Source organism: Pseudomonas delhiensis (assembly GCF_900187975.1).
GTDB lineage: Bacteria > Pseudomonadota > Gammaproteobacteria > Pseudomonadales > Pseudomonadaceae > Pseudomonas > Pseudomonas delhiensis.
Genome location: NZ_FZPC01000002.1, coordinates 227,953 through 251,447 on the forward strand (window position 1 = coordinate 227,953; position 23,495 = coordinate 251,447).

Genomic DNA, 23,495 nt, shown 5'->3' on the forward strand with positions numbered 1-23,495 from the left:
CCGCACCGCATTCCCATGTAGGAGCGGGCCCTGCGCGCGAAATCGCGGGCAGGGCCCGCTCCTACAGGTTGATGCCGAACCTCTCGTCCGCACCGGACAGCTCCCTCTCCCTTCAGGGAGAGGGTAAGACATCTCCCGACACACCGGCACAACCGGGAGGCGCCGATCACAGGCATCCCATCTTCTCCCGCCTGTCACGCTGCAAGGTCTAGGCTAATCCAGCCGGCACACCTCATCGCGCCCCATTTCCGTGCACCCCCATGCCCGGCATGCGCCCCCGGGCCCCGCGATGGTGCCCGGCGCCCATGCGCAGCCCGTTCCACGGCCCCTGGCGGCTGGCACGGGACTTGCGCGGAAGCTGTGTCGCCCAGGCCCGCAGGAGGCCCGTCGTGTCGATCCATGTCGCCTTGCAGCACGTCACCCACTACCGCTACGACCGCGCCGTGAACCTCGGCCCGCAGCTGGTGCGCCTGCGCCCGGCGCCGCACAGCCGCACGCGCATTCTCGGCTATTCGCTGAAGGTCGCCCCGGGCAAGCACTTCATTAACTGGCAGCAGGACCCCCAGGGCAACTACCTGGCGCGCCTGGTGTTCCCGGAGAAGACCGAGGAACTGCGGGTTGAGGTGGACCTGGTCGCCGAGATGGCGGTGTTCAACCCCTTCGACTTCTTCCTCGAGCCCTACGCCGAGCAGTTCCCCTTCGCCTACGGCGCCGACGAGCAGCGCGAGCTGGCGCCCTACCTGGCGCGCCAGCCGGCCAGCCCGCGGTTCGCCGAATACCTCGCCGGGGTGCCGCGCGAGGCCAGCCCCACCGTGGACTTCCTGGTCGCGCTGAACCAGCGCCTGGCCGGCGACGTGCGCTACCTGATCCGCATGGAGCCCGGCGTGCAGACGCCCGAGCAGACCCTGGAACTGGCCTCCGGCTCCTGCCGCGACTCGGCCTGGCTGCTGGTCCAGCTGGCGCGCCACCTGGGCCTGGCGGCGCGCTTCGTCTCCGGCTACCTGATCCAGCTCACCGCCGACCAGAAGTCCCTGGACGGCCCCAGCGGCACCGAGGTGGACTTCACCGACCTGCACGCCTGGGCCGAGGTCTACCTGCCCGGCGCCGGCTGGGTGGGGCTGGATGCGACCTCCGGGCTGTTCGCCGGCGAAGGCCACATCCCCCTGGCCTGCAGCCCCGAGCCGTCCTCCGCGGCGCCCATCAGCGGCGCGCTGGAGGAGTGCGAGGTGCAGTTCAGCCACGAGATGCGCGTGGAGCGCGTGTGGGAAGCGCCGCGGGTGACCAAGCCCTACAGCGAGGAACAGTGGCAGGCGATCCGCGAGCTGGGTTCGCGCATCGACGCCGACCTCGCCGAGCAGGACGTGCGCCTGACCATGGGCGGCGAGCCGACCTTCGTCGCCATCGACCATCCCGACGACCCCGAGTGGAACACCGCCGCCCTGGGCCCGAACAAGCGCCGCCTGGCCGCCGACCTGTTCCACCGCCTGCGCCGCCACTACGCACCCAAGGGCCTGGTGCACTTCGGCCAGGGCAAGTGGTACCCCGGCGAACAGCTGCCGCGCTGGTCGCTGAACTGCTTCTGGCGGCGCGACGGCGAGCCGCTGTGGAACAACCCCATGCTCTATGCCGAGGAAGGCCGCAGCTACGGCGCCGACGCCGCCCTGGCCGCGCGCTTCCTGCGCCGTCTGGCCGGGCGCCTGGGGCTGTCCGGCGACACCCTGTTCGCCGCTTACGAGGACTGGTTCTACTACCTCTGGCGCGAACGCCGGCTGCCGGCCAACGTCACCCCGGAAGACGCGCGCCTGAGCGATCCGCTGGAACGCGAGCGCCTGTGCAAGGTATTCGAGCGCGGCCTGGGCGAGGAAGTCGGCCAGGTGCTGCCGCTGGCCCGCAGCGCCGCCGGCGACGCCTGGGAGAGCGGCCGCTGGTTCCTGCGCGGCGAGCATTGCCGGCTGATTCCCGGCGACTCGGCCATGGGCTACCGCCTGCCGCTGGACTCGCAGCCCTGGGCCAGCGACGCCGACTACCCCTACGTCAACCCGGCCGACCCGAGCGTGGCCCGGCCGCCGCTGCGCCGCGCCGCGCAGATGCAGCAGCCGAGCCGCGAACGTACCCCGGGCGGGCCGGACGCCACGCGCCAGCCGCTGATGCACCAGTCCGCCGGCTGGATCACCCGCACCGCGCTCTGCGCCGAGCCGCGCGACGGCCGCCTGTACCTGTTCATGCCGCCGCTGGCGGAGCTTGAGGCCTACCTGGAGCTGGTCGCCGCCATCGAGGCCACCGCCGGCGAGCTGGGCTGCCCGGTGCTGCTGGAAGGCTACGAGCCGCCGGCCGACCCGCGCCTGGTGAACTTCCGCGTCACCCCCGACCCGGGCGTGATCGAAGTGAACATCCACCCCTCGGCGAACTGGGACGAGCTGGCCGAGCGCACCGAGTTCCTCTACGAGGCGGCGCGCCAGTCGCGGCTGTCCAGCGAGAAGTTCATGGTCGACGGCCGCCACGTCGGCACCGGCGGCGGCAACCACTTCGTCCTCGGCGGCGCCACCCCGGCGGATTCGCCCTTCCTGCGCCGCCCGGACCTGCTGCGCAGCCTGGTCAGCTACTGGCACAACCACCCCTCGCTGTCCTACCTGTTCTCCGGCCTGTTCATCGGCCCGACCTCCCAGGCACCGCGGGTGGACGAGGCGCGCAACGACGCCCTCTACGAACTGGAGGTCGCCTTCGCGCAGATGCCCGAGCCGGGCGCCGACTGCCCGCCCTGGCTGGTCGACCGCCTGCTGCGCAACCTGCTGGTGGACGTCACCGGCAACACCCACCGCGCCGAATTCTGCATCGACAAGCTGTACTCGCCGGACAGCGCCTCCGGACGCCTCGGCCTGCTGGAGCTGCGCGCCTTCGAAATGCCGCCCCACGCGCGCATGAGCCTGGCCCAGCAACTGCTGCTGCGGGCCCTGGTGGCGCGCTTCTGGGCCGAGCCCTACGCGCCGCCGAAGCTGGTGCGCTGGGGCACCGAGCTGCACGACCGCTTCCTGCTGCCGCACTTCGTCGAGCAGGACTTCGCCGACGTCATCCACGAGCTCAACGCCTTCGGCTACCCGCTGCGCAGCGACTGGTTCGCGCCGCACTTCGAGTTCCGCTTCCCGAAATACGGCGACTACGCGGTGAAGGGCATCGACCTGGAACTGCGCCAGGCCCTGGAACCCTGGCACGTGCTGGGCGAGGAGGGCGCCAGCGGCGGCACCGTGCGCTACGTGGACTCGTCCCTGGAGCGCGTGCAACTGAAGGTGAGCGGCATGGCCGCGGAGCGCTACGTGGTCACCTGCAACGGCCGCCCGGTGCCGCTGCGGCCCACCGGCCAGGTCGGCGAATACGTCGCCGCGGTGCGCTACCGTGCCTGGCAGCCGGCCTCCTGCCTGCAGCCGACCATCGGCGTGCAGGCACCGCTGGTCTTCGACATCGTCGACACCTGGATGCAACGCTCCCTCGGCGGCTGCCAGTACCACGTCAGCCACCCCGGCGGGCGCAGCTACGACAGCTTCCCGGTGAACGCCTACGAGGCCGAGAGCCGGCGCCTGGCGCGCTTTTTCCGGCATGGCCACACGCCCGGCAAGATGAGCGTGGAGGCGCCGCGCGCCGACGCCGAATCGCCGATGACCCTCGACCTGCGGCGGACATGAGCGCCGCCGCCCGCTAAAGTGAACAGGCCGCCTTGCACGCCGAGTCCCTGATGTCCGAGTTGCTCGCCCACTACCCGCTGTCCGCCACGGCGTACCACGAACTGCTGGACGCCGCGGGCGGCGTGCGCCCGCACTGGCAACGCCTGGTCCAGCGCCTGGAGCGCGCCAGCGCCGCGCAGCTGGAGCAGCGCCAGGCCCTGCTGGCGCGGCAGATCCAGGAAAACGGCGTGACCTACAACGTCTACGCCGACCCCAAGGGCGCCGACCGCCCCTGGGAACTGGACCTGCTGCCCAACCTGCTGTCCGCCGGGGAGTGGGCGGGCATCGCCGCCGGCGTGGCGCAGCGTGGGCGGGTGCTCAATGCGCTGCTGGCCGACCTCTACGGCGAGCAGCGCCTGCTCGCCCAGGGCGTGCTGCCCAGCGAACTGGTCTACGGCCACCCCAACTTCCTCTGGCCCTGCAGCGGCCTGCCGGTGCCCGGCGGCATCTACCTGCACAGCTATGCCGTCGACCTGGCGCGCGATGCCGACGGCCGCTGGCACGTGCTCGCCGACCGCACCCAGGCGCCCTCCGGCGCCGGCTACGCCCTGGAGAACCGGCAGATCATCTCCCGCGCCCTGCCGGAGCTGTACCGTGAACTGCGCGTGCAGTACCTGGCCGGCTACTTCCGCACCCTGCAGGAAACCCTCGCGCACTGCGCCCCGGCCGACGGCGAGACGCCGCTGGTGGTGCTGCTGACCCCGGGGCGCTTCAACGAAACCTACTTCGAGCACCTGTACCTGGCGCGCCAGCTGGGTTTCCCGCTGGTGGAAGGCCACGACCTGACGGTGCGCGACGCCACCCTGTACCTGAAGACACTCGGCGGCCTGAAGCGCGTCCACGCGGTGCTGCGGCGCCTGGACGACGACTTCTGCGACCCCCTGGAGCTGCGCACCGACTCCGCCCTCGGCGTGCCCGGCCTGCTGGATGCCGTGCGCCGCGGCCGCGTGCTGGTGGCCAATGCCCTGGGCAGCGGCGTGCTGGAATCGCCGGGGCTGCTGGGCTTCCTGCCCGCGGCCAGCCGCGCGCTGTTCGGCGAGGACCTGCTGCTGCCGGCGGTGCAGACGCGCTGGTGCGGCGAGCCGGGCGCCCTGGACATGGCGCTGGCCGAACTGGACCGCCTGGTCATCAAGCCGGCCTTCCCCTCGCAGAGCTTCGAACCCCTGTTCGGCCACACCCTGGGCCCGGCGGCCCGCGCCGAGCTGAGCCAGCGCCTGCGCGCGCAGCCCCATGCCTACGTGGCGCAGCGCCAGGCGCAGCTGTCCCAGGCGCCGGTCTGGCAGCAACGCGGCGCGCGCGGCGAGCTGCAATCGCGCGCCATCGGCATGCGCGTGTTCGCCGTGGCCGGCAGCGACGGGCGCTACTGGGTGATGCCCGGCGGCCTGACGCGGGTGGCCTCGGCGGCGGACGCCGAGGTGGTCTCCATGCAGCGCGGCGGGGCCAGCAAGGACACCTGGGTGCTGGCCGACCGCCCGGTCCACGGCGAGCCCCTGCGGCCGCGCAACATAGGCGCGCGCGACCTGATCCGGCAGGACCCGTACCTGCCCTCGCGGGTGGTGGAGAACCTCTACTGGTTCGGCCGCTACGCCGAGCGCTGCGACGACAACGCCCGGCTGCTGCGCGTGGTGCTGTCGCGCTACGTCGACGCCGACGGCGACGAGCAGGCCCTGCGCAGCGCGCTGGACCTGGCCGGCGCCATGGGCCTGATCCCCCAGGGCGAGGCGCCGCTGGAGCAGCGCCTGCTGGCGGCCCTGCTGGACGAGCACTGGGGCAACAGCCTCAGCGCCAACCTGCGCCGCCTGCACTGGGCCGCCGCCCAGGTGCGCGGGCGGCTGTCGCGGGAGAACTGGCTGGCGCTGATGGAACTGCAGCGCGACCTGCAGGCGCTGGACGCGCGCGACACCGAACTGGGCGACGCCCTGGACTTCCTCAACCGCCTGCTGATGTCGCTGGCGGCGCTGTCCGGCTTCGCCCTCGACGACATGACCCGCGACGATGGCTGGCGCTTCCTGATGATCGGCCGGCGCATCGAGCGCATCCAGTTCTTCGCCGACGCCATCGCCGGCTTCCTCGACGGCGGCGCCGCCTGGGACCCGGGCGCCCTGGAGTGGCTGCTGGAACTGGGCAACAGCACCATCACCTACCGCTCGCGCTACCTCGCCGGGCCCCAGGCGATCCCGGTGCTCGACCTGCTGTTGCTGCACGAGCAGAACCCCCACGCCCTGTACTTCCAGCTGCAGGCCCTGGAGCGCTCCCTGGAGCGCCTGCACCAGGAGTTCGGCATGCCCCGCGAGCAGGAACTGACGCTGCTCACCGCGCGCCTGCTGGCCTTCGACTTCGCCACCCTGGAGAACGCGCTGTTCGGCAGCGCCGGGCAGGACGAGGTGCTCGCCGGCCTGGCGCGCCTGCTGCGCGAACTGGCGCAAGGCGCCGGCCAGGTCTCCGACCGCCTGGGCCTGCGCTACTTCGCCCACGTCGACGACATCAGCCAGCGCACGGTATCCACCTGATGGCCGAAGCCCAGCTCCGCCCCGCCCCCGCGCAAGTGGCGCGCTACCAGGTGTTCCACGACACCCGCTACCGCTATGCCGCGCCGGTGTCGCTGTCGCAGCAGCTGCTGCACCTGTGGCCGCGCGAGTGCCCCTGGCAGCGCTGCCTGGGCCGCGAACTGCAGATCGAGCCGCAGCCCACCCAGCGCAGCGACGGTTTCGACGTGTTCGGCAACCCGCTGACGCGCCTGGCCTTCGAACGCCCCCACGACGAGTTGCAGGTGAACGCCCGCCTGCAGGTCGAGGTGCTGCAGCGCCCGCCGCTGCAATTGCAGGCCTCGCCGGCCTGGGAACGGGTAGTCGCCGGCCTGGCCTTCAGCGGCCGCGCCCTGTCGGCGGAAGAACTGGAAGCCTGCCGCTTCCGCATGGAATCGCCCTACGTGCGCATCAAGCGCCAGTTCGCCGAGTTCGCCGCCGACTGCTTCCCGCTCGGGCGGCCGCTGCTCGAAGGCGCGGCGGCGCTGATGCAGAAGATCTTCGACGAATTCGCCTTCGACGCCGAAGCCACCCAGGTGGCGACGCCGCTGATCGAGGTGCTGGAACGCCGCCGCGGCGTATGCCAGGACTTCGCCCACCTGATGCTCGCCTGCCTGCGCTCGCGCGGCCTGGCCGCCCGCTACGTCAGCGGCTACCTGCTGACCCGCCCGCCGCCCGGCCAGCCGCGCCTGATCGGCGCCGACGCCTCCCACGCCTGGGTGTCGCTGTACTGCCCGGCCAACGGCTGGGTGGACTTCGACCCCACCAACAACATCCTCCCGGCCCTGGAACACATCACCCTGGCCTGGGGCCGCGACTTCGCCGACGTCTCGCCGCTGCGCGGGGTGATCCTCGGCGGCGGCAGCCACGACCCCGAGGTGCGGGTGACGGTGATGCCGCATTGGGAGCTGGCGGTGTAGGCGCGGATTGATCCGCGATGGCTGAGCCCGACCGTAGGGCGGATAACCGTTCGCGGTTATCCGCCGTTTCGCCTTCCTTGCCGGCAACTTCGTGGTTGGGCTTGGCGCGGCTTGGGGGCGGCTTCGTGCTCGGCACCGAGCGGCATGGGGCCAAGGTCAAGCGGCGGATAACGCGGGGCGTTATTCGCCCTACGCCAAGCCCGCCATGGGCGTAGGGCGGAACACCGGTGCCCGAGGACAACGGCGGATAACGCCGTAGGCGTTATGCGCCCTACCGCAGGAAAAACGCCATCGTAGGATGGGTGGAGCGAAGCGATACCCATCGCCCCCCGCCATCAGGCCTTCCGATGGGCCTCCATGTAGCGGCGCAGCAACTGGTTGATGCGCGTCTGGTAACCGCTGCCCTGGGCCTTGAACCACTCCAGCACGTCCGCGTCCAGGCGGATGGTGACGGTCTGCTTGGCCGGGACGCGCAGTTCGGCGTGGCGGAAGAAGTCCTCGCCCAGTTCGGGAATGTCACTGGTGTCGATGGCATCGTCGCCCTGTTCCACCAGCCGCTTCCAATCAGTCTTCGATGCTTTCGACATAGCGCCTCACCTCCTGGCGTGTGGCCTTGCGCGCCGAGATGATGCGGATCACCTCGCCCCGTCGTTCGGTATAGACCACCACGCCGACGAGCCGCCGGAGCCAGCCGATGGCTATCCAGCGCTCTTCGTCGTAGTCGAGTCGGTCATCGCGCAAGGCCAGCAGCGGGTGCTGGAAGATTTCCGGCACGTCGCGGAAATCGATACCGTGCTTGCGGATGTTGGCCTGGTTCTTGGCCTCGTCCCATTCGAACTGCATGGGATGTCCTGTATTTACAGTTGTAAATACACTATAGCGCTTCCAGTGTGCTTGAGCACCTGTCCGGGCAAGCCGCGAACGGCGTGCTAGCTTTTCCCTGGTCATTTCCCAATCAACGGATGGGCCAGGCAATGGGCGACACGAACATCGTCAATGTGGGTACGGAGAAGTTCAACGAAATCTGGTCGCTGGTGCAGCAGTACGCCCTGGCCTTCGGCATCAAGATCCTCGCCGCCATCGCCTTCTGGGTGATCGGCCGCTGGCTGATCGGCATGGCGGTGGGCATGGTCCAGCGCGCCCTGGGCCGGCAGAGCGTCGACCCGACCCTGCTGCGCTACGTCGGCTCCTTCATCACCGTGACCCTCAACATCGTCCTGGTGATCGGCATCCTCGGCTACTTCGGCGTGCAGACCACCAGCCTGGCGGCGCTGATCGCCGCGGCCGGCGTGGCCATCGGCATGGCCTGGTCGGGGCTCTTGGCCAACCTCGCCGCCGGCGGCTTCATCATCGTCCTGCGGCCGTTCAAGGTCGGCGACTTCATCACCGCCGCCGGGGTCACCGGCACGGTCAAGGAGATCGGCCTGTTCGTCACCGCCATCAACACCCCGGACAACGTGCTGACCCTGGTGGGCAACAACAAGATCTTCGGCGACACCATCCAGAACTACAGCCACAACGACTTCCGCCGCGTCGAGCTCAAGGCGCAGTTGTCCGGCGCGGCCGACTACGCCGCCGCCGCGGCCCTGCTCAAGGAGCGCATCGCGCAGGTCCCCAACGTGCTCGCCGAGCCGCCGGTGGACGTGGAGATCCTCGAGTTCAACCTGGTCGGCCCGGTGCTGGCGGTGCGCCCGTACTGCCACAACGACAACTACTGGCAGGTCTACTTCGACACCAACCGCACCATCAAGGAGGCCCTGGGCACCGGCTTCCCGGCGCCGATGCCGGCGCAGACGGTGATCGTGCAGCAGGCCGGCGGCTAAGCGCCGCGCCTTACACAAGGGCACCGCAAGGGTGCCCTTTGTGCTTCCGAATGCGTTTTCCTACGCCGTTGGGGATGGGCGGTCGCCAATCCTCGACAGCCGGTGAGCGCGCAGGAGCTTTCCTGCCGGCATAGGAAATTTCACCTTCCCCCGAGTGGGGAGGCCCCGCTGAAGCTGGCGATTCATCCTGCATATTCCCCCCCGCCGACAAGCGCACCCTGGGGTGGACCTCGACCGGCGCCTCCCGCACCGGTCGCCGTCTTCATCGCCCGGGGGCCCGATGCCACGCCATTCACGCTTCGCCGCTTTCAGCCTGATCGAGTTGCTCGTCACCCTGGCCGTGCTGGCCATCACCGCTGCCATCGCGGTGCCCGGCCTCACCCAACTGATACGCAACCAGCAGGTGCAGGGCGCCGCCCAGGAGCTGTACTCGCTGTTGCTTTATACCCGCAGTGAGGCGGCCAGCCGCGGGCGCTCCGTCACACTGAGGCCGGCCCAGGGCAGCGCCTGGACCGGTGCCCTGGCGGTGACGGCTGGCAGCACCAGCCTGCGGCAGGTGGCGCTGCGTGACGCTGTCGTCCTGGCCAGCGCTGCCAACAGCATCGTCTTCCGCGCCGATGGGCGCTTGGGCGGCAACGCGACCTGCATCAGCATCTGCCCGGCCGTGGACGGCGCGGCCTGCCAGCGCATCCGCATCCTCGCCAGCGGGCAGATAGCCTTGCCGGCCAGCGGGGGCTGCTCATGAGGGCCGCGTGCGCAGGCGCCGGCCTGATCGAGGTGCTGGTGGCGCTGCTGGTGCTGACGGTGGGCGGCCTGGGCATGCTCGCCCTGCAGTCGCGGGCGGTGCAGAACACCCAGGAGGCCACGCTGCAGGGCAACGCCGTGATGCTCGCCCACGACCTGCTGGAGATGATGCGCAGCAACCGCGACGCTGTGCTCGACGCGACGGGGCAACTGGACGGCGTGTCGTCGTATTTCAAGGCCGAGAGGGCGGCCTTTCCAGCCATACCCACAAACTGCGGGACGCGGGAGCGGGGCAGCGGTGGCGACGAGGTCGCGGCCGCTGACCTCGGCTGCTGGCGTGGCCGGATCGAGCGCTTGCTGCCGGTGACGCCAGGCATCCTGACGAATGATTTCGCGGTCTGCCGCAGCGCTTCGGACGAAACCTGTTCCGACGCCGGCTCCCTGGTGATGATCCGCGTCGCCTGGGCCGACGAACGCTCGAAAATGTGCGACGGGGGCGTGTGCAGCTACGTGCTGCGCGCGGAGTTGTGAAATGAGGAACTCTCATCTGCAGCATGTCCAGCAGGGCCTGTCGCTGGTCGAGCTGATGGTGGCGCTGCTGCTCGGCAGCGTGCTGATCATCGGCGTCACCCAGCTGTTCCTCGACCAGAAGCGCCACGCCCAGTTCCAGTTCGGCCAACTGGCCAACCAGGGCAATGCCCGTTTCGCCACCCACGCCATCGAGCGCCTGGTGGCCCGCGCCGGCTACCGGGCCAAACCCCAGGCGCAAATACCCGAGGAAGCCTTCCCGGCACGGGTAGCCGTCCATGGCTGCCCGGCTTTCACCTCCGGGCAGACGCTGGCCCTGGCCCAGGGCGGCAAGAGCGCGGCCTTGTGCGTGCGCTACCAGCGTGGCCTGGAGGCGCAAGAGGCAGACTGCGGCGGAACGTCGCTGCCCTTCTCCACGCAACCGCTCAACGTGGTCGCCCGCCTGGCGCTGGACAGCAATGCCGGAGAGCTGACTTGCGCCGCCTTCGTCGAAGGCGGAAGCGGCCCCGGCTCTGCCAGCGTGCTGGTCGAGGACCTGGTGGATTTCAGCTTCCAGCCGCTTTCCGATAGCGCCGAGCAAGTACAGCAGCTCGGTCTGTACTTGCTGTTCGCCGGCAAGGGCGGCCAGGGCGATGGCATCGCCAGCGGGGTGCGCGGCGACTGGCAGGCACTGAGTGGCCGAGCCCCCGCCGTCGCCGCCAGCGATACCCGTCCATTGCAGATCGCCATTGCCGCCATCGCCCAGAGGAGCCTGAAGCCATGAATGTCCGTGCAAGCGCAACGGTCCAGGGCGGCGCCGTGCTCATCGTGGCGCTGGTCATGCTGCTGCTGATGACCCTGTTGGCCCTGTCCGGCATTTCCGCCAGCCAGCTGGAGTTCCGCCTGGCCGGCAACCGCGCGGAACAGGTGCGCGCCTTCAATGCGGCCGAGTCGGCTTTGCGCAGCGTCGAGCGACGCCTGGCGGATATCGCCGGCAGCGACGACCTGCGCGGCACCAGTTGCGCCGGGCGCCAGGGCCTATGCGTGTTGCAGGTGGGCAGCGTGCGGAGCGTCAACGCTCAGGGCGCCTGGCAGTGGGGCTGGCGCAGCGATCCGGGGGCATGGTGGGAGAAGGCGCAGAACGCCATCGACTACGACGGCCAGGACGGCTTCGAGCGGACGCTGCGCCAGCACGCCGCCTACTTCGCCAGCGATGGCGACGGCCTGAACCTGGGCAACCTCGACGAACCGCAACTGCGCACCGACTACTACTACGCCGACGCCTATGCCGGGAGCGATGACGGGCGCACGCCGGTGCTCCTGCAATCGGTCTTTGCCCGGCGCTACGTGAACTGAGGAAAGCCGATGAGCCTTCGCCTCCACTACCCCCGTCTCCTCCTTGGCCTGGCCGCGCCCTGGATAATCACACCGGCGAGCGCCGATAAGCTGCACATCAGTCAGCAGCCGCTGTTCCTCAGCCAGACGGTGGCGCCGAACCTGATCCTGACGATGGACAGTTCCGGCAGCATGTGGGATGCCTATGTCCCCGATGACATCGAGAGGGACGCCTATAGCCGCCGGGCCAAGTCGGCCAGCTACAACGCGATGTACTACAACCCCCGGCTGACCTACCGGGTGCCGAAGCAGGTCGGGTTCAGCAACGGCCAACTGACAGTGGGTGAATACCCTGTCAGCCAGGGCGGCGGCTTCGATTTCACCCAGGTCAGGCGCAACGGTTTCGATGAACGACGCCAGACGGTCGACCTGGCCAGCGAGTACCGGGTGACCTGGAGTTATTCCCCGGATTCGTCGAGCGATTCCAGGACGGCGCTGCATCCCGAAAGGGATTTCAAACGCAGCGTCTCGCTGTCCTACGACGGGCAGACCTGGAGTGATGACCTTGCTCCCGGTCTGACGCTGAAGATCAAGCGTACGGGGCGGGACTCATGCGAGGCCCATCTCGATGGCAGGAAGGTCACCTGTTCCGAACACAAGTCGAAATACACGGTAGACCTGACCAACAAGGGCGTACCGGCCTACTACTACAGGTTCGACCAGACGCAGTCTGGCTGCTCGGCGTCCGCGACTGATAACGACAACTGCTACAAGCTGGTCAAGGTCAGCGCGAACTCCGGCCCGAACGGCGAGGACGAGCGACAGAACTTCGCTATCTGGTATGCCTTCTACCGTAACCGCGCCCTGGCGACCCAGAGCGCCGCCAACCTGGCCTTCAACACCCTGCCCGAGTCCATCCGGCTGACCTGGCAGGATTTGGGCCGTTGCAGCCAGCTCAATGGGCAGTGGGGGTGCAACGGCATCAGCTACAGCGGCGGCAATCTGCTGCGTCCATTCGCCAAGAAGCACCGCGCGGACTTCTTCCACTGGCTGTCGAGCGTCAATTTCAGCGGCGGTACGCCCCTGCGCCAGGCGCTGGACCGGGCCGGCAAATTCATCGCCGACGAGGACGGCCCAGCCTACGACTTCGAGCCCGGCGGCAAGCAGGAGCCTAAATTCACCTGTCGCCCCAGCTACCACCTGATGATGACCGATGGGCTGTGGAACGGCAGGGGAGGCTCGGTGGGCGGCAACGTCGATGGTAATGGCAGGACGTTGCCGGATGGCACTCGCTACGCGGCCCGTTCGCCCTTCAAGGATGGAGCGAAGGACACCCTGGCCGACCTGGCCTTCCACTACTGGGCCACCGATGCGCGCACGGACCTTGCCAACGAGCTGAAGCCCTACGTCGCCTTCTCCCAAACGGACGCCACCAGGCAATACTGGGACCCGCGCAACAACCCGGCGACCTGGCAGCACCTGGTGACCTTCACCATGAGCCTGGGCCTGGGGCAGTCGCTGGTCAGCCCGAAATGGGCGGGCGGCACCTTCGAGGGGGCCGGCTACCAGGGCCTGGCCAACGGCAGCATCGCCTGGCCGCCGGCGAAGTCCAACGACAAAAACAACGTCTACGACCTCTGGCACGCTGCGATCAACTCCCGCGGCGAGTTCTTCAGCGCCGAGGACCCGCAACAGATGGTCGACGCCTTCGCCAGCATCCTCTCGCGCATCGCCAATCGCACCGCCTCGGCGGCGCGGCCGGCGGTGGCGGCCGGCGAGGTGAAGGACCAGGCGCATGTCTACGTCGCCTCCTTCTCCAGCGAGGACTGGAGCGGCGATCTGGTCAAGTACCTGCAGCCGGCGAACGCCGGCCGGCAGCAGCTGTGGAGCGCCAAGGCGCTGCTCGACGCGCGCAAGAGCCCGCGGCGGATACTCATGGGCAAGGGCAAGACCCTGGTGGACTTCGCCTGGAGCAACCTCGACAGCGGGCAGCGGCGCGCCTTCAACCAGACGCTCTCCGGCGACCAGGACTCCCGCGGCGAAGCGCGCGTGCAGTACCTGGCCGGCAAGCGCGACCTCGAAGGGAGCGAGTTCCGCAGGCGCGGCGGGCTGCTCGGCGACATCGTCAATTCGGCGCCGCTGCTGGTGACGGCGCCGTCCCGCCCGGCGCTGCCGCGCGACCGCCTGGAGAGCCCCGGCAATGGAGGCCTGAGCAGCAAGGACAACGCCTACAGCGAATTCAAGGCGGCGCAGGCCTTGCGGCGCAGCATGATCTACGTCGGCGCCAACGACGGCATGCTGCACGCCTTCGACGCTGAGACCGGCGAAGAGGTCTTCGCCTTCGTGCCCCGTCCCGCCCTGGCCGGCATGTACCGGTTGACCGACCCGCGCTACACCAGTGCGGAGCATCGCTACCTGGTGGACGGTCCCCTGGTCGCCGAAGACGTGTTCTTCGGCGGTGCCTGGCGCAGCGTGCTGGTCGGCGGCCTCGGCGCCGGCGGCCGCGCGCTCTTCGCTCTGGATGTCACCGACCCGCAGCAGCCGAAGTTGCTCTGGGAGATCGAAGGCGGCGCCGGCCCGTTCGCGCGCCTCGGCCATACCCTGGCGCGCCCGGTCATCACCCGCCTGCACAGCGGCCAGTGGGCGGTGCTGGCGGCCAACGGCTACGACGGCCTGCAGGACATGGCAGTGCTCTACCTGATCGACATCGCCACCGGCGCGTTGCTGCACGAACTCAACGTGAGCCAGGGCGGCGATGCCGCCAACGGCCTGTCCAGCCCCCGCGCTGCGGACATGGACGGCGACGGCATCGTCGACCACGCCTACGCCGGTGACCTGCTCGGCAACCTCTGGCGCTTCGACCTCTACAAGGCTACCAGCCAGGACGGATATGGCGGCCCCGACTCCGCCAGCGCCGCGGACTACCGGGTCGGGCTGGCTGGCCGGCCGCTGTTCCGCGCCCGCGACGCCTCCAGCAATGTCCAGCCCATCACCGCGGCACCCTGGCTGGTCCGCCATCCCTCGGGACAGGGCGTGCTGGCGCTGCTGGGAACCGGCAAGTACTTCGAGGTCCACGACGCCGAGGCCGACACCAGCCGAGCGATGAGCCTCTACGGCATCTGGGACAGGCTGGTCGCGGGAGAGCAGGGTGGCAACGACTCGACGGTGATGCGCAACAGGCTGCAGGCCCAGACGTTCAGCGAGACCACCGACAGCTACCGAAGCCTCAGCAGCAATCCGCTGGCCTGGGCGCCCGCTGCGCAGAAGCCCGGCTCGGGCGGCAACGGCAAGCATGGCTGGCTGCTGGACCTGCCGAAGACCGGCGAGCAGGTCGTCGCCGACCCGGCCAGCAGCGGCCGGCTGGCATTGTTCGCCACACTGACGCCGAACGCCGACCCCTGTCAGGATGGCGTCAGCACCTGGTTGCTGGCGCTCAACCCTCTGACTGGCGGGGCGCCGCTGACGGACGCGCTGGACTACAACAACGACGGTGTGGTCGATGCGCAGGACCGTGTCGACGGCAACAAGGTCGCTGGCGTGCTGCTGCCCGGCGGCCTGGGCGGGGCGTCCCTCGGCTTCGACCTGTCCAGCGGCCTGGGTGTCGCCCATGGCAGCGACGGGGCGGTGCGCTTCTACGACGGCATCCGCCCGGGCCGGCAGAGCTGGCGCCAGATGGAGGCATCCGAATGAGCGGGCAGAACGGCTTCAGCCTGCTGGAATTGATGATTGCCGTGGTCGTCGTCGGCATCCTGGCTAGCGTCGCCTATCCCAGTTACGTGGAATACGCGCGGCGCTCCGACCGCGCCGAAGGCCAGGCCCTGCTGATGGAGGCGGCGGCGCGCCAGGAGCGTTTCTTCGCGCAGAACCGCCGCTATGTGGTGGCCGATGCTGACATCGCCTCCCTTGGCCTGCAGGCGAGTTCGCGCAACGGGCGCTACATCCTGACGCTGGCGGCCGGCGAAGACGGCGATGGTGGCTACCTGCTGAGAGTCGAGCCACAGCGCGATGATCCCCGCTGCGGCCCCCTGACGCTCAATGCCCTGGGCCAACGCAGCCCGGCCACCGCCGAGTGCTGGCGCTAGGTCGGCGTGCGGTCGACCCACTTGGGCGCGGCCAGGGGCTTCCAGGCCTGCAGGGCGTCGACCAGCTCGGCCGGGGTGGCGCCGCGCTGCAGCATCTGGCGGTGTTCCGCGCGCACGAAGCGTTCCTGCACCAGGTGGTCGAGGAAGGCCAGCAGCGGGTCGTAGAAACCGTTCACCTCCAGCACGCCCAGCGGCTTGGCGTGGTAGCCCAACTGGCCCCAGGTCCAGACCTCGAACAGCTCCTCCAGGGTGCCGAGCCCGCCGGGCAGGGCGATGAAGGCGTCGCTCAGCTCGGCCATGCGTGCCTTGCGCGCGTGCATGCCGTCGACCACTTCCAGGCGGCTCAGGCCCTTGTGGCCGATTTCCGCCTCTTTCAGGCTCTGCGGGATGATCCCCACCACCTCGCCACCGGCGGCCAGGGCGGCATCGGCCACCATGCCCATCAGGCCCACGGCGCCGCCGCCATAGACCAGGCGCAGGCCGCGCTCGGCGATGTGCCGGCCGAGGCTCTCGGCCGCTTCGCGGTAAATGGGGCTGGCACCGGGGCTGGCGCCGCAGAATACGCAGATGGAACGCAAGGTCATTGCCTGGAACTCCGTGACCGTCAAAACGGTCGTCAGAGTAACGGTTGCGTGCCCGCGCTCCAAGCCGCCATGTCTGTTCTAGCCGCCGCAGGCGCCCTGGGCATAGCAAGCGAGGACTTGCTGAAAAATTGTATACATGTTTGTATCCGATTTGTCGTGCATGGCGACGCTCTCCGTCAGGCATCCGTGACGGTCTATGCTGGACGGGGCGCGCTAATTTGCCTCGTTGAAAGTTCGTATCAGCCTGATAGAACTGCATGCTGGCAAGATCATGGCGCCGCCCGCACCGAATTGACCTGGATCAGCAGGCGCCGCCCGACTATCGGGCAGTCTGCCGTTCCGGATTCTCCGCCCAACCTGCCCAGGAGGCTCGTATGTTCCACAAACTCGCTGCTGTCACCCTGCTCGGTCTGTTCAGCGCCCCGCTGCTGGCTGCCGAATGCTCGGTGGACATTCAAGGCAACGACCAGATGCAGTTCAACACCAACGCCATCAGCGTGGACAAGAGCTGCAAGACCTTCACCGTGAACCTGTCCCACCCCGGCGCCCTGCCGAAGAACGTCATGGGCCACAACTGGGTGCTGACCACCGCCGCCGACATGCAGGGCGTGGTCGCCGACGGCATGGCCGCGGGCCTGGACAAGAACTACCTGAAGGACGGCGACGCCCGCGTGATCGCCCACACCAAGATCATCGGTTCCGGCGAGAAGGATTCGGTGAGCTTCGACGTCTCCAAGCTCAAGGAAGGCGAGCAGTACATGTTCTTCTGCAGCTTCCCGGGCCACTCGGCGATGATGAAGGGCACCCTCGCGCTCAAGTGAGTTCGTCGGCCCGCACGAAAGCCCGGCTTGCAGCCGGGCTTTTTCGTTTTACCTTATCCCTGTATGCGGCGCCTCGTGTTGCGGCCGCCGCCGGGGGGAAGCATGTATCACGGTGAACGTTTCAATGCCTGGACCCACCTGCTCGGCGCCGTGGCGGCGCTGGTGGGCGGCACCTGGCTGGTGGTCGCCAGCAGCCTGCTCGGCGACGCCCTGAAGATAGTCGGCGTCTCGGTCTACAGCGGCAGCCTGCTGCTGCTCTACAGCGTCTCCACCACCTACCACAGCGTGCGCGGGCGGGCCAAGGCGGTCCTGCGCAAGCTCGACCACCTGTCGATCTACCTGCTGATCGCCGGCAGCTACACGCCCTTCTGCCTGGTCAGCCTCAAGGGCGCCTGGGGCTGGACGCTGTTCGGCATCGTCTGGGGCCTGGCCGTGCTGGGCATGCTGCAGGAACTCAAGCCGCGCTCCGAGGCGCGGGTGCTGTCCATTGTCATCTACGCGGTGATGGGCTGGATAGTGCTGATCGCCCTGGGCCCGCTGTACCGCGCCCTCGGCCCGGACGGCGTGGCCTGGCTGGTGGCCGGCGGGGCCAGCTACACCATCGGCATCCTGTTCTTCGCCTACGACGAGCGCTTCCGCCACTGGCACGGCATCTGGCACCTGTTCGTGATCGCCGGCAGCCTGCTGCACTTCATCGCGGTGTGGCTCTACGTGCTGCCGGCGCGGGGGGCCTGAGCCGGCTATCGCGGATGGAGTCCTACATTCGAGGCGGTCGCGGGGCCCGTAGGGCGCATAACGCCTGCGGCGTTATCCGCCACCGTCATCGGCCACCGGCACCCCGGCCAACGGCGGGCTTGGCGTAGGGCGAATAACGCCCCGCGTTATCCGCCGCTTGACCATGGCCCCATGCCGCTCGGTGCCGAGCACGAAGCCGCCCCCCAGGCCGCGCCAAGCCCAACCACGAAGTTGCCGGCAAGGAAGGTGAAACGGCGGATAACCGCGAACGGTTATTCGCCCTACGCGAATCGCGGTGTAGCGGGTGGCCCGTAGGGCGCATAACGCCTACGGCGTTATCCGCCACCGTCATTGGCCACCGGCGCCCCGGCCAACGGCGAATCGTGGGGCTGTAGGCGCGGACTCCGTCCGCGATTCGTGCGGGGGCTCCCCGGTCATTATCCGCCGCCGTTGCTCACGGCGCCTTCGGCAACTGGCGCTTGTGGTGGGTCTTCTCGTAGGTGCGCTTGATGATCTCGAAGGCTTCCGGGCTGACCGGCTGGCCGTGCAGGAAGGCGTCGATCTCCTGGTAGGTCACGCCGTGGGCGTGCTCGTCGGGCTTGCCCGGCGCCAGGTCCTCGAGGTCGGCGGTCGGCACTTTTTCCACCAGGAACTCCGGGGCGCCCAGGCTGCGGGCGATGGCGCGCACCTGGTGCTTCACCAGGCCGGTCAGCGGGGCGATGTCGCAGGCGCCGTCGCCGAACTTGGTGAAGAAGCCCATCACCGCCTCGGCGCTGTGGTCGGTGCCCACCACCAGGCCCTGGCGGGCGTTGGCGATGGTGTACTGGGCGACCATGCGCATGCGCGCCTTGGTGTTGCCCAGGGCGAAGTCCAGGGTGCCGGCGGGCAGGCCGTCGAGGGCGCGGGTCTGCTCGGCCAGGGCCTGGACCGCCGGGCCGATGTTCACCGTGTGGCGCTCGTCCGGGGCGATGCAGTCCACCGCCGCCTGGGCGTCGGACTCGTCGCCCTGCACGTTGTACGGCAGGCGCACGGCGATGAAGCGGTAGTCCGGGTTGCCGGTCTGCTCGCGCAGCTCTTCCACCGCGCGCTGGCAGAGCATGCCGGCGGTGAGGGAGTCGACGCCGCCGCTGATGCCCAGCACCAGGGTCCTGGTGCCCGACTCGCGCAGGCAATCCTGGATGAAGCGGACGCGCCGCTGGATTTCGGCCTGCACCTGGGCATCGGACTGGAAGGGCGGCTGCACGTTGAGGTCTTTGGCGATGGCGTCTTGGATGGTCTTCATGGGGCTCCTCGATCCGGCTGTGGACAGGACGCGCCTGTCGGATGCGGAAAAAATACCAGCCCGCGGCGCGCCGGGCGATGCCCGGATGGTCGCGGGACGCTGGGATCAGGTTCTGGCCAGGTGCTCGCCGATCCACTCGACGAAGGCGCGCACCTTGGGCACCGCCGCGGCGTGCTCGGGGTAGGCCAGGTAGTAGGCACTGCGGCTGTGCAGGGCGTGGGGCCAGGCGACCACCAGCTTGCCTTCATGCAATTCCTCTTCCACCAGGAAGCGCGGCAGCAGGGCCACGCCGCAGCCGGCCTGGGCGGCGCGGATGCACATGTAGAAGGTGTCGAAGCGCGGCCCGTGGAAGCTGTGCTCGCTGCGCCGGTCGAGGCTGGCGAACCACTCGTGCCAGGCCTCCGGGCGGGTGGCGTTCTGCAGCAGCACCAGCTCGTCCAGCTGCAGCGGGTCGTCCAGTGGCTGCGCCGGGAGGATCGCCGGCGAGCACACCGGCAGCATCTCCTCGCCGAACAGGTGCAGGCATTCGGCGCCGGGCAGGGTGCCGGGGCCGAAGAAGAAGGCCACGTCGCAGCGCGAGTGCAGCAGGTCGTCCGGCTCCAGCTCCTGGCGCAGGTCCAGGTGGATGTTCGGATGGCGGTGGCGCCAGCCGTTGAGCAGCGGGATCAGCCAGCGCGCACCGAAAGTGGGCGGGGTGGACACGCGCAGCACCTCGGTCTCGCCGCCGTAGGACAGCAGGTAGCGGGTGGACAGCTCCACCTGGCTGAGGATCTTGCGCACCTCCTGCAGGTACAGCTCGCCCGCCGGCGTCAGCTGCAGGCGCCGGCGCACGCGGCGGAACAGCAGGTGCTGGAGCATCTCCTCGAGCTGCGCCACCTGCTTGCTCACCGCGCTCTGGGTCAGCGCCAGCTCCTCCGAGGCGCGGGTGAAGCTCAGGTGCCGGGCCACGGCTTCGAAGCACTGCAGGGCGGTCATGGAGGGCAGGTGGCGTTTGTTCAGCATCGCTCGGTGTCCGGCCGGGGCGCCTGGCGCCCCTGGCATGAATTTACGGAATGATGTGCATAGGAAACGTCGTTTGTTGGCCGCCCGCAAGCCGGTTATTACTGCTTGCATTCCAATGGCTTAACCGACCGGCTCAGGAGACGCGATGATTTCCGCACTGCTCGAGAAACTGGGGGTGGATTCCTCCCTCTACTCCAACGGCGACCATGTCATCCACAGCCCCATCGACGGCAGCCGCCTGGGCGCCGTGCGCCTGGAAAGCGCCGCCGAGGTGGAGCAGAAGATCGGCCGCGCGGCCCAGGCCTTCGGCGCCTGGCGCGCGGTGCCGGCGCCGCGCCGCGGCGAGCTGGTGCGCCTGTTCGGCGAAGAGCTGCGCGCGCACAAGGCCGAGCTGGGCGAGCTGGTGTCCTGGGAGGCCGGCAAGATCACCCAGGAAGGCCAGGGCGAGGTGCAGGAGATGATCGACATCTGCGACTTCGCCGTCGGCCTGTCGCGCCAGCTCTACGGCCTGACCATCGCCTCCGAGCGCCCCGGCCACCACATGCGCGAGACCTGGCAGCCGCTGGGCGTGGTCGGCGTCATCAGCGCCTTCAACTTCCCGGTCGCCGTGTGGTCGTGGAACACCGCGCTGGCCCTGGTGTGCGGCAACCCGGTGGTGTGGAAGCCGTCGGAGAAGACGCCGCTCACCGCGCTGGCCTGCCAGGCCCTGTTCGACAAAGCCCTGGCGCGCTTCGGCGACGCCCCGGCCTGCCTCGGCCAGGTGGTGATCGGCGACCGCGCCGCCGGCGAGGCCCTGGTGGACGACCCGCGCGTGGCCCTGGTCAGCGCCACCGGCAGCACCCGCATGGGCCGCGAAGTGGGCCCGCGCGTCGCCGCCCGCTTCGGCCGCAGCATCCTCGAACTGGGCGGCAACAACGCCATGATCCTGGCCCCCAGCGCCGACCTGGACATGGCCGTGCGGGCCATCCTGTTCAGCGCCGTGGGCACCGCCGGCCAGCGCTGCACCACCCTGCGCCGGCTGATCGCCCACGAATCGGTGAAGGACGAGATAGTCGCGCGCCTGAAGGCCGCGTACTCGAAGGTGCGCATCGGCCACCCGCTGCAGGGCAACCTGGTCGGCCCGCTGATCGACGAGCGCAGCTTCCTGGCCATGCAGGGCGCGCTGGAACAGGCGCGCGGCGAGGGTGGCGTGGTGTTCGGCGGCGAGCGTCAGTTGCAACAGCAGTTCCCCGACGCCTTCTACGTCTCCCCGGCCATCGTCGAGATGCCCGAGCAGAGCGACGTGGTGCGCAGCGAGACCTTCGCCCCGATCCTCTACGTGATCCCCTACGAGGACTTCGACGAGGCGCTGGCGCTGAACAACGCCGTGCCCCAGGGCCTGTCGTCCTGCGTGTTCACCACCGACGTGCGCGAGGCGGAAGCCTTCATGTCGGCCATCGGCAGCGACTGCGGCATCGCCAACGTCAACATCGGCCCCAGCGGCGCGGAGATCGGCGGCGCCTTCGGCGGCGAGAAGGAAACCGGCGGCGGCCGCGAATCCGGCTCCGACGCCTGGAAGGCCTACATGCGCCGGCAGACCAACACCGTGAACTGGTCGCGGGAGTTGCCGCTGGCGCAGGGGATAGTGTTCGATTGACTGCAAGCTGCAAGCTGCAAGCTGCAAGCTGCAAGCTGCAAGCTGCAAGCTGCAAGCGCAAGACCAGGGTGTGACTTCTAGCCGTGGGTGAGGCGGCGGGCTCTTTCTTGGAGCTTGCCGCTTGCCGCTCGCGGCTCCTTGTACAAGGATCAGCGGATGTCGCTTCGCCAAGAGTGTCTGTGGGAACACCTGACCCCCGAGCGGCCGCAGGCGCCGTCGTTGCTGGGGGAGCACAAGGCCGACGTGTGCGTCGTCGGCGCCGGCTTCACCGGGCTTTCCGCGGCCCTGCACCTGCTGGAGGCGGGGCGCAGCGTCTGCGTGCTGGAGGCTCATCGCACCGGCCATGGCGGCGCCGGGCGCAACGTCGGGCTGGTCAACGCCGGCCTGTGGATTGCGCCGGACGAGATCGAGGCGGGCATGGGCGCGGAGGTCGGCGCGCGGCTCAACCGCATGCTGGGCGCGGCGCCCTCGCTGGTCTTCTCCCTGATCGACAGGTACGCCATCGATTGCCAGGCGCGCCGTGAAGGCACCCTGCACATGGCCCACAACCCGCGCGGCCTGGACGACCTGCGCAGCCGCTGCGAGCAGTGGCAGCGCCGCGGCGCACCGGTCGAGCTGCTGACCGGCGCGGCCTGTGCCCAGGCCTGCGGCACCGAGCGGATCGCCGGCGCGCTGCTCGACCGCCGCGCCGGCACCCTCAACCCCATGGCCTACGTCAGCGGCCTGGCACGCGCCGTGGTGGGCCTGGGCGGCGAGCTGTACCACCACTCGCCAGTGACCTCGCTGGAGCGCGAGGGCGATGCCTGGCGCGTTTCCACCGGCGACGGCAGCGTGCTGGCGCAGAAGGTGGTGATCGCCTCCAGCGCCTACACCGAGGGCGAGTGGACGCAGCTGCGCCGTACCTTCTTCCCCGGCTACTACTACCAGGTCGCCTCGCGCCCGCTGGAGGGCGCGGAGGCCGCGCGCATCCTGCCCGGCGGCCAGGGCTCCTGGGATACCCGCCAGGTGCTCAGCAGCATCCGCCGCGACGCCGACGGCCGCCTGCTGCTCGGCAGCCTGGGCAAGGGCACCGGCAAGCCGGAGTGGTTCATCCGCGGCTGGGCCGACCGCGTCCAGCAACACTACTTCCCGCGGCTGGGCAAGGTGGACTGGGAATTCACCTGGACCGGCTGCATCGACTTCACCCCCGACCACCTGATGCGCCTGTTCGAGCCGGCGCCGGGGCTGCTCGCCATGAGCGGCTACAACGGCCGCGGGGTGACCACCGGCACGGTGGTCGGCAAGGCCTTCGCCGACTTCCTGCTGCGCGGCGAGGCCAGCGCCCTGCCCATGCCCCTGCGGCCGCTGGAGGAAATCTCCGCGGCGGGCCTGCGCAGCTGCCTGTACGAGGCGGGCTTCTCGCTCTACCACGCCGGCCAGTGCCTGCGCGTGGTGATCTAGCGGCCGCGCCCGGGGCGGGGCGCCCGGCCCCGTCCGCCTCCTCTGGCCCGTTCTGCACTTTGGTCTAGCCTTTTTGGTGCGTTACCTCGAAGGGCGCGCACCGAGAATGTGCAGTTAGGTGACAGTGAAGGTTACCGCTCGGGTTGCGCCCCGTGGCTGCTGGTTGTGCCAGCTCGCGGGATGGATGGTTGCACCCTTGGGATGTTTGGGTTGCACCTTTTGTTTTAGGGGGTTGCACACGCCAAAAGCTGTTTTCTGCCGGCCCTGGCCGGTTCTGCTGTCCGACTTTTCAAATAACAAAAACGGATGGCACGCGGCTTGCTGTTGGCTAGACGCCAACATC

18 protein-coding genes and 1 pseudogene are annotated in these 23,495 nt (G+C 69.3%); 14 read left to right on the forward strand and 5 right to left on the reverse strand.

Annotated features, from left to right (window positions below):
- Positions 1–389 precede the first annotated feature (389 nt).
- Genes CHC02_RS02875 through CHC02_RS02885 form a run of 3 tightly spaced genes read left to right on the forward strand, consistent with a single transcriptional unit; the run spans position 390 to position 7,161 of the window.
- Positions 390–3,677, forward strand: coding sequence for a transglutaminase family protein (locus tag CHC02_RS02875; protein WP_089390007.1), 3,288 nt, complete (start codon positions 390–392; stop codon positions 3,675–3,677).
- A gap of 50 nt (positions 3,678–3,727) precedes the next feature.
- Complete coding sequence (locus tag CHC02_RS02880; protein WP_089390054.1) at positions 3,728–6,226, forward strand: circularly permuted type 2 ATP-grasp protein; 2,499 nt, start codon at positions 3,728–3,730, stop codon at positions 6,224–6,226.
- The gene (locus CHC02_RS02885; protein ID WP_089390008.1) at positions 6,226–7,161 is read left to right on the forward strand and encodes a transglutaminase family protein; all 936 of its coding nucleotides are present in this window, start codon (positions 6,226–6,228) and stop codon (positions 7,159–7,161) included. The genes CHC02_RS02880 and CHC02_RS02885 overlap by 1 nt, the downstream gene beginning before the upstream one ends.
- Before the next feature lie 335 nt (positions 7,162–7,496).
- On the opposite strand, the gene CHC02_RS02890 is transcribed toward CHC02_RS02885, so the two are convergent.
- Positions 7,497–7,748, reverse strand: coding sequence for a BrnA antitoxin family protein (locus CHC02_RS02890; protein ID WP_089390009.1), 252 nt, complete (start codon positions 7,746–7,748; stop codon positions 7,497–7,499).
- The gene (locus CHC02_RS02895; protein WP_089390010.1) at positions 7,726–8,004 is read right to left on the reverse strand and encodes a BrnT family toxin; all 279 of its coding nucleotides are present in this window, start codon (positions 8,002–8,004) and stop codon (positions 7,726–7,728) included. The genes CHC02_RS02890 and CHC02_RS02895 overlap by 23 nt, the downstream gene beginning before the upstream one ends.
- A 131-nt stretch (positions 8,005–8,135) precedes the next feature.
- Here CHC02_RS02895 and CHC02_RS02900 point away from each other — a divergent pair, with 131 nt between their 5' ends.
- From CHC02_RS02900 to CHC02_RS02930, 7 genes are all read left to right on the forward strand, one after another.
- Positions 8,136–8,984, forward strand: coding sequence for a mechanosensitive ion channel family protein (locus tag CHC02_RS02900; RefSeq protein ID WP_089390011.1), 849 nt, complete (start codon positions 8,136–8,138; stop codon positions 8,982–8,984).
- Positions 8,985–9,264: 280 nt separating this feature from the next.
- Positions 9,265–9,729 carry a GspH/FimT family pseudopilin gene (locus tag CHC02_RS02905; RefSeq protein WP_089390055.1) on the forward strand — a complete coding sequence of 155 codons (465 nt, stop codon included), beginning with the start codon at positions 9,265–9,267 and terminating at the stop codon, positions 9,727–9,729.
- Positions 9,726–10,259, forward strand: a complete 534-nt coding sequence (gene pilV, locus CHC02_RS02910) for a type IV pilus modification protein PilV (RefSeq protein ID WP_089390012.1) — start codon at positions 9,726–9,728, stop codon at positions 10,257–10,259. The genes CHC02_RS02905 and pilV overlap by 4 nt, the downstream gene beginning before the upstream one ends.
- Before the next feature lies 1 nt (position 10,260).
- A complete protein-coding gene (locus tag CHC02_RS02915) occupies positions 10,261–11,019 on the forward strand; it encodes a PilW family protein (protein WP_089390013.1) in 759 nt (252 codons plus the stop codon).
- Positions 11,016–11,591: a pilus assembly PilX family protein gene (locus CHC02_RS02920; RefSeq protein ID WP_089390014.1), complete on the forward strand. Its 576-nt coding sequence runs from the start codon at positions 11,016–11,018 to the stop codon at positions 11,589–11,591. Before CHC02_RS02915 ends, CHC02_RS02920 begins: the two co-directional genes overlap by 4 nt.
- Positions 11,592–11,600: 9 nt before the next feature.
- Entirely contained in the window at positions 11,601–15,260 is a 3,660-nt protein-coding gene (locus tag CHC02_RS02925; protein WP_089390015.1) for a pilus assembly protein, read from the forward strand.
- Positions 15,257–15,652, forward strand: coding sequence for a type IV pilin protein (locus CHC02_RS02930; protein WP_089390016.1), 396 nt, complete (start codon positions 15,257–15,259; stop codon positions 15,650–15,652). Before CHC02_RS02925 ends, CHC02_RS02930 begins: the two co-directional genes overlap by 4 nt.
- On the opposite strand, the gene CHC02_RS02935 is transcribed toward CHC02_RS02930, so the two are convergent.
- Complete coding sequence (locus tag CHC02_RS02935) at positions 15,649–16,236, reverse strand: cytokinin riboside 5'-monophosphate phosphoribohydrolase (protein ID WP_089390017.1); 588 nt, start codon at positions 16,234–16,236, stop codon at positions 15,649–15,651. The two genes, CHC02_RS02930 and CHC02_RS02935, sit on opposite strands and share 4 nt — an antisense overlap.
- Before the next feature lie 374 nt (positions 16,237–16,610).
- Here CHC02_RS02935 and azu point away from each other — a divergent pair, with 374 nt between their 5' ends.
- Positions 16,611–17,057, forward strand: coding sequence for an azurin (gene azu / locus CHC02_RS02940; RefSeq protein ID WP_089390018.1), 447 nt, complete (start codon positions 16,611–16,613; stop codon positions 17,055–17,057).
- A 102-nt stretch (positions 17,058–17,159) separates the two neighbouring features.
- Positions 17,160–17,792 carry a PAQR family membrane homeostasis protein TrhA gene (trhA, locus tag CHC02_RS02945; RefSeq protein ID WP_089390019.1) on the forward strand — a complete coding sequence of 211 codons (633 nt, stop codon included), beginning with the start codon at positions 17,160–17,162 and terminating at the stop codon, positions 17,790–17,792.
- Positions 17,793–18,246: 454 nt separating this feature from the next.
- On the opposite strand, the gene nadE is transcribed toward trhA, so the two are convergent.
- A complete protein-coding gene (gene nadE / locus CHC02_RS02950) occupies positions 18,247–19,074 on the reverse strand; it encodes an ammonia-dependent NAD(+) synthetase (protein WP_089390020.1) in 828 nt (275 codons plus the stop codon).
- A gap of 68 nt (positions 19,075–19,142) precedes the next feature.
- Positions 19,143–20,076, reverse strand: a pseudogene (locus CHC02_RS02955) (LysR family transcriptional regulator); the annotation flags it as partial.
- A 145-nt stretch (positions 20,077–20,221) separates the two neighbouring features.
- On the opposite strand from CHC02_RS02955, the gene amaB reads away from it, so the two are divergent.
- The gene (gene amaB, locus CHC02_RS02960) at positions 20,222–21,712 is read left to right on the forward strand and encodes an L-piperidine-6-carboxylate dehydrogenase (protein WP_089390022.1); all 1,491 of its coding nucleotides are present in this window, start codon (positions 20,222–20,224) and stop codon (positions 21,710–21,712) included.
- 156 nt (positions 21,713–21,868) lie between these two features.
- A complete protein-coding gene (gene amaA, locus CHC02_RS02965) occupies positions 21,869–23,152 on the forward strand; it encodes an L-pipecolate oxidase (protein WP_089390023.1) in 1,284 nt (427 codons plus the stop codon).
- The last annotated feature ends 343 nt before the right edge of the window (positions 23,153–23,495 follow it).